Origin of the sequence: Pantoea eucrina (genome assembly GCF_020079945.1) — a bacterium.
Classification (GTDB): Bacteria; Pseudomonadota; Gammaproteobacteria; order Enterobacterales; family Enterobacteriaceae; genus Pantoea; species Pantoea eucrina.
Genome location: NZ_CP083448.1, coordinates 1,269,062 through 1,281,124 on the forward strand (window position 1 = coordinate 1,269,062; position 12,063 = coordinate 1,281,124).

Genomic DNA, 12,063 nt, shown 5'->3' on the forward strand with positions numbered 1-12,063 from the left:
CAGGGATCCAGTATGAGCGAAGCAGCAGCGCTGCCCGGCCAGTTAGCCGCGGGCGATGAATTACGGCAAAGCGTGGCGCAGCAGTGCGCGCAGCATCCCGGCCTGAGCGGCATCCATCCGCTTAACGACGGGCTTGACGCGTTTGCTGCGCGTTACCTGCTGATGAGCATGGCGCGGCACACTATCGATGTGCAGTACTATATCTGGCATAACGACATGTCCGGACGCCTGCTATTCAGCGCGCTGCTGGACGCTGCCGGCCGCGGTATCAGGGTGCGCTTACTGCTGGATGATAACAATACGCCGGGGCTGGATAACACGCTGGCGGAGCTGGAACGTCATCCGAACATTTCGGTCAGGCTGTTTAACCCGTTTTCATTCCGCACGCTGCGCGCGCTGGGCTACCTGACTGACTTCGCGCGCCTCAATCGCCGGATGCATAATAAAAGTCTGACGGTAGATGGCGCCGCAACGCTGGTGGGGGGGCGCAACGTCGGGGATGAATATTTTGGTACCGGCAATGAGCCCCTGTTTACCGATCTCGACGTGCTGGCCATCGGGCCGGTCGTCGATGAGGTTACCGCAGATTTCGAGCGCTACTGGCATAGCCAGGCGGTATCGCCGCTGCGCAGCGTAGTGGACGTGCGCAGCGATGAGGGCGAAGCGGTGCGCCTGCCGCCGGAGTGGCAGCAGAGCGAGGCGGTGCAGCGTTATCTGGCGCGTCTTAACCACTCCGATTTTGTCAGCCAGCTGGAGCAGGGCGCGCTGGCGATGACCTGGGCTGAGGCGCGCCTGCTGAGCGACGATCCGCGCAAAGGGCTGGGCAAAGCCAGACGCAGCAGCCTGCTGCCGCAGCGGATGCTGGAGGTCATCGGCACGCCACAGCAGCAGTTCGATATTATCTCAGCCTATTTTGTCCCGACCCGCGCCGGGGTGGCGCAGCTATTGTCACTGCGCCGGCGCGGCGTGCGTATCGCCGTACTGACCAACTCACTGGCGGCCAATGATGTCACCGTGGTGCATGCCGGGTATGCGCGCTGGCGAAAAAAGTTGCTGCGTCACGGTATTGCGCTATATGAGCTGAAACCTCAGGCACACGCCGGCGAACCACCGCACGATCGCGGGTTAACGGGTAACTCCGGCTCCAGCCTGCATGCAAAAACGTTTACCGTTGATAATCGCAAAGTCTTTGTGGGTTCATTTAATTTTGACCCCCGCTCTGCGGTGCTGAACACCGAAATGGGACTGGTCATTGAGAGTGAAGCCCTGGCGCGCCAGACGCATGATCGCTTCAGTCGCGGTATGCAACATCGGGCCTGGACGCTGCGGCTGGACAAGTGGGGCCGGGTGAACTGGATAGAACAGGATGAGCAGGGCGCAGAAGTGGTACATAAACATGAACCGCAGTCAACGCTGCTGCAGCGCCTGCTGGTGCGGCTGGTATGGCGGCTGCCGGTAGAGTGGCTGCTGTAGCGGCGCGCTGAAACGCGCCGCCGGTGCAGCCTCACCCTTTCTGCGCCGCCTTTTTGCCGGAAAACAGAAAGCGCAGCAGCGGGATACGCAGGTGGATCTCATAAAGCGCAAACGCTGCGGCAAATACCGTTATCAGCCCAACAAAGAAACCCAGCGTGTTATTGCTGATGTGCGGCGTCACATATATCCCATACAGGATAGTGAGCGGATGATGGACGAGATAGATAAACAGCGAGGCGTTAACCAGATAAACGATACGCGGAGAGTGGCTGTTCAGCAGGCGGTGCCCGACGCTATAGCAGACGTTCAGCATGCACACGCCCATCAGCGTTGAAAGCAGCATATCGGTCTCATAGAGCCAGCCGTCGCCGTTGCCATAGCGCTGATTCAGGTAGTAGGCGATAAAGACCGGCACGGTGCCAAAGCAGATCAGCGGGTTGAACCGCACAAACAGCGCTTTCAGCGGCGGATGTTTCCAGCTCAGCGCGCCCAGCATAAAGAACGGCAGATACGTCAGCGTTTGCATGACCGCAATGGTAAAGAGTCCATCCATCATGATGCCCGGCGTCAGCAGCAGCAGCGTGCGACGCAGCAGGCACCACAGTAGCGCGTAGCCCAGCAGTGCCAGCGTTACGCTACCCCAGCCTGTCTGCTGATAGTTACGCGTGCTTTGCTGGTTGCGCAGCCAGCGAAATGTCAGCATACCCAGCGCCGTCAGGATCACCAGGACCAGCAGAAACCAGAGGTGCGAGATCAGATCCCACGCCAGAGCATTGTATTTGTCATACGCTGAAAAGCGATCCCAGCCATCAAGCTTGTGAGTGAGATATTTCAGCAGAAAGAACTGCGGCAGCGTAATCAGCGGGATAGCGGCGAGCAGCGGAATGCCCACGCGCTCCAGCCTGACTTTCAGCCAGCGTGCCGGCTGGTAGCGCAGATAAAGCATGTAGGAAAAATAGCCGGAGATAACAAAAAACACCTGCATGCGAAATGCATGGATGAAATCGTTAAAAATGGTCAGCCACAGCGTGGCATCCTGGCTGTTTACGGACCAGCGCTGTGTCGAGTAGATCAGCGAGACGTGAAACGGCACCCCCAGCAGCATCAGGTAAGCTCGAATCGAGTCGAGAAAATATTCGCGTTCAGGTTTTACAGCGCTCATAAGCTTCCGGTTCATCCTATACAGGCTGGTTTCACCCTGAAACCAGATCGTGCAGCAGAACATTCTGTTGCCGGTTAACAGCCTATACTATCAGTTGATTCTGTTTCTTAAACTGCCGGGTTTAATATTCCGAAAAGTGCTCTGGAGGCTTGGCGCTGCGCGGAACAATGTTTTACATAAGCTGTCGGAAAACCGAATAATCCATTAAGATGAGTGGGTTTGATCTGAGCACACGAAAGGGGGGGATGTGCTAAATAAAGTGAAAAATAATAGCGGGCTGGTGAAGATGCGCTGGACCAGCGCAGCAGTACTGCTGGCGCTGTACGCAAATAATAGCTGGGCGTTTAACATTGATGATGTGGCAAAACAGGCTAAGGCCCTGGCAGGTAAAGGTTTTGAAGCGCCAAAAAGTAATTTACCCTCTCAATTTCGTGAAATGAAATTTGCGGATTATCAGCAGATCCAGTTTAACCACGACAAGGCATACTGGGGCAAGCTGCGCACGCCGTTTAAGCTCGAGTTTTACCATCAGGGGATGTACTTCGACACGCCGGTGAAGATTAACGAAGTCACCGCCTCATCGGTGCGTGAAATTAAATACGATCCGGCTTATTTCAATTTCGGCAACGTCAAACATGACGCTGATGCGGTAAAAAATCTCGGCTTTGCCGGATTCAAAGTACTCTATCCGCTGAATAACAAAGGAAAGCAGGATGAGATCAGCAGCTTCCTTGGTGCCAGCTACTTCCGCGTAATCGGGGAAGACCAGGTCTATGGTCTTTCCGCACGCGGTCTGGCAATTGACACCGCGCTGCCCTCTGGTGAAGAGTTCCCGCGCTTTAAAGAGTTCTGGATCGAGCGCCCGAAACCTCAGGCGAAGCAGCTGGTTATTTACGCGCTGCTTGATTCACCTCGCGCTGCGGGAGCCTACCGCTTTGTGCTGAAGCCAGGCAAAGCCTCGGTGGTGGATGTGCAGTCTAAAGTTTATCTGCGTGATAACGTGGGTAAACTGGGCGTGGCACCGCTGACCAGTATGTTCCTGTTTGGTGCTAATCAGCCTTCGCCGGTCAGCAACTTCCGTCAGGAGCTGCACGACTCCAACGGCCTCTCGATCCACGCCGGTAACGGTGAATGGATCTGGCGCCCGCTGAACAATCCACGCCATCTGGCGGTCAGCACCTTTACGATTGAAAACCCGAAAGGTTTTGGTCTGCTGCAGCGCGGACGCGACTTCAGCCACTATCAGGATCTCGACGATCGCTATGATATGCGTCCAAGCGCCTGGGTTGAGCCGCAGGGTGACTGGGGTAAAGGGCGCGTTGAGCTGGTTGAGATCCCGACTGCGGATGAGACCAATGACAACATCGTCGCCTTCTGGACGCCGGAAAAACTGCCTGACGCGGGCAAAGAGATGAATTTCAACTATCGTCTGCACTTCACCCGCGATGAGAATCAGCTGCATCAGGATGATGTTGCCTGGGTCAAAGATACCCTGCGTTCTGCGGGTGATGTGAAACAGTCTAATCTGGTCCGCCAGCCTGATGGTTCTGTCGCCTTTACCCTCGACTTCACCGGTAAAGCGATGAGCATGCTGCCGGAGGATACGCAGGTAGCACCGCAGGTTAGCGTTGGCGATAACGCCGAAGTGGTTGAGCAGAGCGTACGCTACAATCCGGTGACCAAAGGCTGGCGTCTGGTGCTGCGTCTGCGCGTGAAAGACAGCAAGCAATCAACCGAAATGCGCGCCGCGCTGGTAAGCGGTGACAAGACATTGACGGAAACCTGGAGCTATCAGTTACCTGCCAATGAATAAATCGACTTTTTTACCTCAATCTTATGTTGAGGCGCTGCCGCTTGATGCGGCAGGTCGCGCGCGGCTCAGCACATCGCTGCAAAATGCGCCCGCCTTCCACGCCATTCATACGGTGCTGGGGCAGGATAACGCAGCCAGCGATCGGCCTGACGATGCGCCGCTGAAATCTGTCTCATCACGCATAGCGATGACATGGCCGGATGCGGTAGCGGATGGCCAGCAGTTCAGTAAAGATTATCTCGATCGCACGACGTTAAAAGCGATGCCGCCGGTTAAACGCTCGCTGATGTTCCCGGAAGCCTGGCGTACCAATCCGCTGGCGCGCGCCTGGAACTCGCTGCGCGGGCAAAAAGTGCAACCGCGTTATGCAACGGCAGAGGAGCAGCGCGCGGAGGATAAGTGGCGTCATGTCGGTTCAATGCGCCGCTATACGCTGCTGATTCTGACCATCGCGCAGACCGTGGTCGCGACCTGGTATATGAAAACCATTCTGCCTTATCAGGGCTGGACGCTGCTCGATCCTGTCGGGCTGTTTCAACAGAACTGGATCGAGTCGGTGAAGCTGATCCTGCCTTATATTCTGCAGACCGGCATTCTGTTCCTGTTCGCTATTCTGTTCTGCTGGGTATCGGCGGGCTTCTGGACGGCGCTGATGGGGTTCCTGCAGCTGCTGATTGGACGCGATAAATACAGTATCTCTTACTCAACCACGGGTGATGAGCCGCTGAACCCGGAGCACCGCACCGCGCTGATCATGCCCATCTGTAACGAAGATGTGGAGCGTGTTTTTGCCGGACTGCGCGCTACCTGGGAGTCGGTAAAGCGCACCGGGAATGCTGAGCATTTTGATGTCTACATTCTCAGCGACAGCTACGATGCAGATATCGCGATTGCTGAGCAAAAAGCGTGGATGGAGCTGGTACGCGACGTGGGCGGAGCGGGCAAGATTTTTTACCGTCGCCGCCGTCGCCGCGTGAAGCGCAAAAGCGGTAACATCGATGACTTCTGTCGCCGCTGGGGCAGCAACTACAGCTACATGGTGGTGCTGGACGCTGACAGCGTGATGAGCGGTGAGTGCCTGACCGGTCTGGTACGTATGATGGAAGCGAACCCGAATGCCGGGATTATCCAGTCTTCGCCAAAAGCCTCCGGTATGGATACGCTCTATGCGCGCTGCCAGCAGTTTGCCACCCGCGTTTACGGGCCGCTGTTTACCGCAGGGCTGCACTTCTGGCAGCTGGGCGAGTCGCACTACTGGGGACATAACGCCATTATTCGCGTACAGCCCTTTATTGAGCACTGTGCGCTGGCGCCGCTGCCGGGTGAAGGCTCATTTGCCGGTTCAATTCTTTCGCACGACTTTGTTGAAGCTGCGCTGATGCGCCGCGCCGGCTGGGGCGTCTGGATCGCGTACGATTTGCCGGGTTCTTATGAGGAGCTGCCGCCTAACCTGCTGGATGAGCTGAAGCGCGACCGTCGCTGGTGTCACGGTAACCTGATGAACTTCCGCCTGTTCCTGGTAAAAGGGATGCATCCGGTGCACCGTGCCGTCTTCCTGACCGGCGTTATGTCCTATCTCTCGGCGCCGCTCTGGTTTATGTTCCTTGCGCTTTCTACGGCGTTGCAGGTGGTCCATACCCTGATGGAGCCGACCTACTTCCTGCAGCCGCGTCAGCTCTTCCCGGTCTGGCCGCAATGGCGTCCCGATCTGGCTATTGCGCTCTTTTCCACCACGCTGGTGCTGCTGTTCCTGCCGAAGCTGCTGAGCGTGGTGCTGATTTGGTGCAAAGGGGCTAAGGCTTATGGCGGCGCGCTGCGTCTGTTCATCTCGCTGATGCTGGAGATGCTGTTCTCGGTGCTGCTGGCGCCGGTGCGCATGCTGTTCCACACCGTGTTTGTGGTCAGCGCCTTCCTCGGCTGGGAGGTGGTCTGGAATTCACCGCAGCGTGATGATGATGCCACTCCGTGGAGCGAAGCGTTCCGCCGTCACGGTTCGCAGATGCTGCTTGGCATCGTCTGGGCCGTGGGCATGGGCGTGCTGGACCTCAACTTCCTGTGGTGGCTGGCACCTATTGTCTTCTCGCTGATCCTGTCGCCGTTTGTGTCGGTGATGTCGAGCCGCGCGACCGTGGGTCTGAAAAGCCGGCGGGCGAAACTGTTCCTGATCCCGGAAGAGTATGAGCCGCCAAAAGAGCTGGTTGATACAGATCACTATCTGCAGATCAACCGCGAGCGGGCGCTGAAGCATGGCTTTATGCATGCGCTGTTTAACCCGGCGTTCAATGCGCTGGCAACCGCACTGGCTACGTCGCGTCATAAACAGAGCACGCTGCTGGATCACGCCCGTGACCGGCATGTCGATCAGGCGCTGAGCGATGCACCGGAAAAACTGAATCGCGAACAGCGTCTGCAGCTGATCAGCGATCCTGTGGTTCTGGCGCGCGTGCATACCCGGCTGTGGGAAAACGCGGATAAGTATCATCAGTGGCTGGAGAGCTATCAGAAGCTGACGCTGAATCCGCAGGCACTGCCACCGCGTGCCTGAGCAGCAGTAAAACAGTAAAAGCGGCAGCGATGCCGCTTTTTTATTGCCGCTGCTAAAGCCGGGCAGGGCAGGTATAGTAGCAGGTCAATCAGTGAGGATAAGCGATGTGAAAAGCGTTCTGGCGGTCATACTGGCAGGCAGTGTGCTGATGCTGAGCGGGTGCGGCAGCATTATCAGCCGTACCGTGCCCGGACAGGGGCACGGTAACCACTATTATCCCGGCGTACAGTGGGATGTGCGCGACGGCCCGTGGCGCATCGTCACCATCCTCGATCTGCCGCTGTCGCTGATAGTGGACACGCTGCTGCTGCCGGTTGACGCGCAGCATGGGCCTTATGAGTGAGATTACGCCAGATTATCTGAATCCGTGTTGTCATCTTCCCACTCTTCAGCAGCCACTTCACCCTCTTCAAGATCGCGCTGTGGCGCCAGCTGAAATTCGCCATCATCCCATTCGTGCAGGGTATTTTCAGACTGCCACTCCTGACGCATCTCAATTTCGTCGAAATCGCCGTCAAATACCGCCTGCGCCGCCTCACCGCTAAGCAGCGGCAGGCAATCACCCTGTTCATCTTCACTGGCAAAGAACTCCGCCTGCCACATGATTTCGCCATCCTGCATGACATATTTTTGCAGGCCAAACTGGCTGACGTTGACATCCTCTTCGGATACGCCCTGCTGGCTGGTCATAAACTCTTCACGTGCGGCTTCAATTGCTTCTTCTAAGGTGCTGAACAGATCCATTGATGACTCCTTGACTGTAAAAAGGGGATTTTACAGAAAGATAGACGAAAATTTGCAGAACGCAGGCGGGCAGGCGAGCAGTACGGGCGGGTGAGGAAAAAATCACCCGCCCATACGCATCAGAGCAATTTTTGCGGAAAGTGCAGAACCGGACGGACAGTTTCGCGCATTACCGGTGCAGAGTAGCGAATACAGCATTTGATACACGGCTTTACTTTTTTGAAGTTAATACGCGCGGTGGCCAGCGCCTGATTCAGGTTATAGAGGGTGCCAATAAACACCATATCTTCTTTAAGCGGCATCCGTTTGCACTCTTTACGATGCAGCAGATGATAGCCTTCCTGATCGGTACCGATCGTAACGTAATAATAATGACCTTTGTTCATATTATTTTGTCCTGCATGAGATTTGCTGTGTGTAATCTTTTTTATTTTTCTGAGAACAGTTAATTGGTTAACTGTTGCAACTGAAATTAACCGGAATCAGCAGAGTGAGCCAGTGTAATAAAGTAATTAAAAAAATTTTTAAAATGACAATATGGAATAAGCAGCCTGTTTTATCGACAACGCATTGTAAAATAAGTCAATTTTTCTACATTGATAAGTAAGTCAAACGATTTTGAAAAAAATAAATAGGATTAGGCCTGGAATTATAGATGATCAGGACCAGATTGCACTCTTTTAATTGATAAGTGTGGCCCAGAAAGCCGGTGTCAGACGGCTGATTGCCTGCTGCAGAGCGCCTGTGCAGGCAAATCCGGTAACATAACCTGTTACCGGAGCTAATGATTTTCAGACGAAACCAGAAATAATGCTGGATCTGATGGACATATCAGGTGCGGTTCAGGCTATGAGATATCGCTGATAGCCTGAACGCTGTGCTGCATCAGTAGCGCGACGGCTGGCCTTCCGGACGGGTTTTAAAGCGGCGGTGCAGCCACATATATTGCTCAGGCGCGAGTAACACCGTCTCTTCAACAACGCGGTTCATCACCGTTGCCGTATCAAGCTCACTCTCCAGTGAGAACTGATGGCGAATATCCGGCATCAGTTTCAGCTCGTAGCCGCGTCCGTCCGGCAGACGACGTGCCAGGAAAGGCACCACGCTGGGATTAGCCAGCCGAATCAGCATATGGGTTCCGGTTGTGGTGGCTGCTTCCTTAACGGCAAAGAAAGGGGCAAACACGCTGCTGCGCGGGCCGTAGTCGTGATCCGGCGCGTACCAGATGATGTCATTACTCTTCAGTGCCCGGATCATGCCTTTGAGATCTTTGCGATCCAGCATACTTTTATTTGAGCGCATCCGGCCCCAGGTCTGCAGCCAGTCGAGCAGTCTGTTATCGTTCGGGCGATACACACCAATACCCGGGTTGTACATGCCGAAAACGCGAGCGCCCAGCTCAAGCGTCAGAAAATGCATACCGATCAGCAGAATTCCGCGCTTTTCTGCCAGCGCCTGAGTCACATTCTCCAGTCCTTCCGGCTTAACCCATTTACGGATACGCCAGTCGGGCCAGAACCAGGCCATGCCGGTTTCAATCAGTCCCATTCCGACTGATTCAAAGTTGTGTTTAACCATCGCCTCGCGGTCGCTGACGGGCATATCAGGAAAGCAGAGCTCCAGATTGCGTCGCGCAACCTCTGTGCGGCGCTTCATAAAACGCATGGCAATACGCCCCAGGCCGCAACCAAATGCATACAGAAGCGGGTAGGGAAGTAAAACCAGCACGTATAAAAATCCAATGCCCAGCCAGGTGAGCCAGTAGCGCGGATGAAGCAGTTCACGGGTAAATTGCGGAAGTTGGGTCATGGAAGAATCAGTATCCTGCGTTCTGTACCAGAGAGTCCGGTTTCTGTTATTTAACGCAATTATGCCATTTTTTGTCGTTAACTGTAATCACACCGCGTTCACAACACCCGTCAGGCTGGTGTTTGCCGCATTAACAGACGAACAGCGCAGAAAATCGGCACGCGTGTATCACCACCAATTCGGTTCGGGGGCTAGGCACAGCTGTGAATTCAGGTATCATGTGCGCCCTGAAATTCTCTCATTGCTAACAGGTGTTCACCATGCCAGTGTTACATAACCTCGTTTCCAATAAAGAGCTGAAAGATCGCATGCTGGCGGAAACAGAGCCGCGTACGACAGTCTCTTTTTATAAATATTTCCAGATTGCCGATCCCAAAGCGTTCCGCGATCGCCTCTATATTGCGCTGACGCAGCTTAGCGTATTTGGTCGTGTCTATGTGGCCCGGGAAGGGATTAACGCGCAGATCAGCGTGCCGGCCGGGAAATATGAAGCGATGAAAGCGATGCTGTACGCTTTTGATCCGGCGCTGAATAATCTGCGCATGAATATTGCGCTGGACGATGACGGTAAATCATTCTGGGTGCTGCGCCTGAAAGTGCGCGACCGTATTGTTGCCGATGGCATCGACGATGGCAGTTTTGACGCCAGCGATGTGGGCAGCTACCTGAAGGCAGCAGACGTTAATGCGATGCTGGACGATCCTGATGCCGTATTTGTCGACATGCGTAACCACTATGAGTTTGAAGTGGGCCATTTTGATAATGCGCTGGAAGTGCCTGCGGATACCTTCCGCGATCAGCTGCCCATGGCAGTCGATATGCTGCAGGATAAGAAAGATAAAAAAATTGTGATGTACTGCACCGGCGGTATTCGCTGCGAAAAAGCGAGCGCCTGGATGAAGCATAACGGCTTTGATGATGTTTATCACATTGAAGGCGGCATTATTGAATATACGCGCCGCGCGCGCGAGCAGGGATTACCGGTGCGTTTCAAAGGCAAAAATTTTGTCTTTGATGAGCGTATGGGCGAGCGTATTTCTGATGATATTCTCTCCAGCTGCCATCAGTGCGGTACGCCATGCGACAGCCATACTAACTGTGTTAATGACGGTTGCCATCTGCTGTTTATTCAGTGTCCCGCCTGCGCTGAAAAATATCAGAACTGCTGCAGCCCAATCTGCATGGAAGAGGCAAAACTGTCGCCTGAAGAGCAGCGCGCACGTCGTGCCGGACGCGAAAACGGCAATAAGGTGTTTAACAAATCGCGTGGTCTGCTGAATATGACGATGACCATTCCCGCGCCCGATAAGTCATAATGACGGGTGCCGCCTGAGGAAGTGATCTCAGGCGGCTTGCCGCTTACTGACGTACTCCCTCTACAGAGATAATCAGCTCAGCCTTTTGAGAGGCAGGGCCCAGATCCTTGCTGATATTAAACTCTTTCAGAACGACCTCGCCGCTGGCTTCAAAACCTGCCCGGTAACCGCCCCACGGATCTTTACCTTCACCCATCAGGCGCGCATCCAGCGTAATGGGTTTTGTTACGCCGTTCAGCGTCAGATTGCCGGTGACTTTATAACGCTCTCCCTCTTTTTTAACCTCTGTTGAGGTAAACGTTGCCTGAGGATATTTGCTGGTATTAAGGAAATCTGCGCTGCGCAGGTGTTTGTCGCGCTCAGCATGATTGGTATCCAGACTTCCGGTATTAATGGTGACATTCACTTTATCGGCTGCCGGATTAGCATCGTCAAAGGTGAATCCGCCGTCAAAATCTTTGAATGTGCCATATAACCAGCTATAGCCGAGGTGCTGAATACGAAACTGTACAAATGCGTGCTGCCCCTCTTTATCAATTTTATACTCTGCGGCGCTGGCATTAAGGCTGGTGGCAAACAGCGCGGCGGCACTGACGGCCAGAAGCGTTTTTCTGATCATGATACATCCTTTTGAGAGAGTGAACGTGAGCGTAAACCGAGCATGCGCCTGAGCGTCGCGTCCCGATCGATAATATGATGTTTAACCGCCCCCAGCGCATGCAGCGCTGAAAGCAGAACCAGGCTCCAGGCCAGCCACAAATGCAGCGTGCCTGCCAGGTCCGCCTGCTGTGGTCCGCCAGCAACGACTACCGGCAGGTTAAACCAGCCAAATACAGAGACCGGTTTACCGTCAGCGGTAGAAATCAGATAGCCGCTAACGAGCAGCAGGAGGAAAAGCAGATAAAGCAGGGCATGCACACCCCGGGCGGTACGGCGCACCGTGGCAGAATAGCTGGCGAGCGGGGCGGGTACAGGGGAGTGCCAGCGCCAGAGCAGGCGCAGCAACAGCAGAATAAACAGTATTGTCCCGACGCTTTTATGAATGTCCGGTGCAGTATGATACCAGCTGTCATAATAGCCCAGGCCTGTCATCCATAATCCCAGGGCAAACATCGCATAGAGGGCAACCGCCATGCTCCAGTGGATAATAATTGAGAGCAGGCCGAATCGATCTGCAGTGTTGCGCCACATAGCCTTTATT

At 54.6% G+C, this 12,063-nt stretch carries 11 protein-coding genes; 5 read left to right on the forward strand and 6 right to left on the reverse strand.

The features are described 5' to 3' along the window. The first annotated feature begins 12 nt into the window (after positions 1-12). Positions 13-1,473: a phospholipase D-like domain-containing protein gene (locus LAC65_RS05910; protein WP_039383744.1), complete on the forward strand. Its 1,461-nt coding sequence runs from the start codon at positions 13-15 to the stop codon at positions 1,471-1,473. A 31-nt stretch (positions 1,474-1,504) separates the two neighbouring features. On the opposite strand, the gene mdoC is transcribed toward LAC65_RS05910, so the two are convergent. Continuing rightward, entirely contained in the window at positions 1,505-2,635 is a 1,131-nt protein-coding gene (mdoC, locus tag LAC65_RS05915; RefSeq protein WP_039385787.1) for a glucans biosynthesis protein MdoC, read from the reverse strand. A gap of 277 nt (positions 2,636-2,912) precedes the next feature. Between mdoC and LAC65_RS05920 the strand changes: the two genes are divergently transcribed. The 3 genes from LAC65_RS05920 (at position 2,913) to LAC65_RS05930 (ending at position 7,336) form a co-directional block, all read left to right on the forward strand. Further along, positions 2,913-4,448, forward strand: coding sequence for a glucan biosynthesis protein G (locus tag LAC65_RS05920; protein ID WP_175540467.1), 1,536 nt, complete (start codon positions 2,913-2,915; stop codon positions 4,446-4,448). Beyond that, positions 4,441-6,993 (forward strand): glucans biosynthesis glucosyltransferase MdoH, encoded by a 2,553-nt coding sequence (gene mdoH, locus LAC65_RS05925; RefSeq protein WP_039383749.1) that lies wholly within the window; start codon positions 4,441-4,443, stop codon positions 6,991-6,993. The genes LAC65_RS05920 and mdoH overlap by 8 nt, the downstream gene beginning before the upstream one ends. A 148-nt stretch (positions 6,994-7,141) precedes the next feature. After that, complete coding sequence (locus LAC65_RS05930; protein ID WP_211049308.1) at positions 7,142-7,336, forward strand: YceK/YidQ family lipoprotein; 195 nt, start codon at positions 7,142-7,144, stop codon at positions 7,334-7,336. Between the two features lie 2 nt (positions 7,337-7,338). Here LAC65_RS05930 and LAC65_RS05935 read toward each other — a convergent pair whose 3' ends face one another. The 3 genes from LAC65_RS05935 to LAC65_RS05945 form a co-directional block, all read right to left on the reverse strand. Next, positions 7,339-7,737, reverse strand: coding sequence for a MysB family protein (locus LAC65_RS05935; protein WP_039383752.1), 399 nt, complete (start codon positions 7,735-7,737; stop codon positions 7,339-7,341). 119 nt (positions 7,738-7,856) lie between these two features. Next, complete coding sequence (locus LAC65_RS05940) at positions 7,857-8,123, reverse strand: hypothetical protein (protein ID WP_039383755.1); 267 nt, start codon at positions 8,121-8,123, stop codon at positions 7,857-7,859. A gap of 499 nt (positions 8,124-8,622) precedes the next feature. Then, a complete protein-coding gene (locus LAC65_RS05945) occupies positions 8,623-9,546 on the reverse strand; it encodes a Kdo(2)-lipid IV(A) acyltransferase (RefSeq protein WP_039383756.1) in 924 nt (307 codons plus the stop codon). Between the two features lie 260 nt (positions 9,547-9,806). Between LAC65_RS05945 and trhO the strand changes: the two genes are divergently transcribed. Then, on the forward strand, positions 9,807-10,862 hold the full coding sequence (gene trhO / locus LAC65_RS05950; RefSeq protein WP_039383757.1) for an oxygen-dependent tRNA uridine(34) hydroxylase TrhO: 1,056 nt from the start codon (positions 9,807-9,809) through the stop codon (positions 10,860-10,862). 43 nt (positions 10,863-10,905) lie between these two features. Here trhO and LAC65_RS05955 read toward each other — a convergent pair whose 3' ends face one another. Both LAC65_RS05955 and LAC65_RS05960 read right to left on the reverse strand, forming a co-directional pair. Next, on the reverse strand, positions 10,906-11,481 hold the full coding sequence (locus LAC65_RS05955; RefSeq protein WP_039383760.1) for a YceI family protein: 576 nt from the start codon (positions 11,479-11,481) through the stop codon (positions 10,906-10,908). Beyond that, positions 11,478-12,053, reverse strand: coding sequence for a cytochrome b (locus tag LAC65_RS05960; RefSeq protein ID WP_071668724.1), 576 nt, complete (start codon positions 12,051-12,053; stop codon positions 11,478-11,480). Before LAC65_RS05960 ends, LAC65_RS05955 begins: the two co-directional genes overlap by 4 nt. Between the last annotated feature and the right edge of the window lie 10 nt (positions 12,054-12,063).

What these genes read in the sequence shown, in the direction of transcription:
- LAC65_RS05910 (WP_039383744.1), top strand. Translation starts at nt 13, where the DNA reads ATGAGCGAAGCAGCAGCGCTGCCCGGCCAGTTAGCCGCGGGCGATGAA.
- mdoC (WP_039385787.1), bottom strand. Translation starts at nt 2,635, where the DNA reads ATGAGCGCTGTAAAACCTGAACGCGAATATTTTCTCGACTCGATTCGA.
- mdoH (WP_039383749.1), top strand. Translation starts at nt 4,441, where the DNA reads ATGAATAAATCGACTTTTTTACCTCAATCTTATGTTGAGGCGCTGCCG.
- LAC65_RS05930 (WP_211049308.1), top strand. Translation starts at nt 7,142, where the DNA reads ATGCTGAGCGGGTGCGGCAGCATTATCAGCCGTACCGTGCCCGGACAG.
- LAC65_RS05935 (WP_039383752.1), bottom strand. Translation starts at nt 7,737, where the DNA reads ATGGATCTGTTCAGCACCTTAGAAGAAGCAATTGAAGCCGCACGTGAA.
- LAC65_RS05940 (WP_039383755.1), bottom strand. Translation starts at nt 8,123, where the DNA reads ATGAACAAAGGTCATTATTATTACGTTACGATCGGTACCGATCAGGAA.
- LAC65_RS05945 (WP_039383756.1), bottom strand. Translation starts at nt 9,546, where the DNA reads ATGACCCAACTTCCGCAATTTACCCGTGAACTGCTTCATCCGCGCTAC.
- trhO (WP_039383757.1), top strand. Translation starts at nt 9,807, where the DNA reads ATGCCAGTGTTACATAACCTCGTTTCCAATAAAGAGCTGAAAGATCGC.
- LAC65_RS05955 (WP_039383760.1), bottom strand. Translation starts at nt 11,481, where the DNA reads ATGATCAGAAAAACGCTTCTGGCCGTCAGTGCCGCCGCGCTGTTTGCC.
- LAC65_RS05960 (WP_071668724.1), bottom strand. Translation starts at nt 12,053, where the DNA reads ATGTGGCGCAACACTGCAGATCGATTCGGCCTGCTCTCAATTATTATC.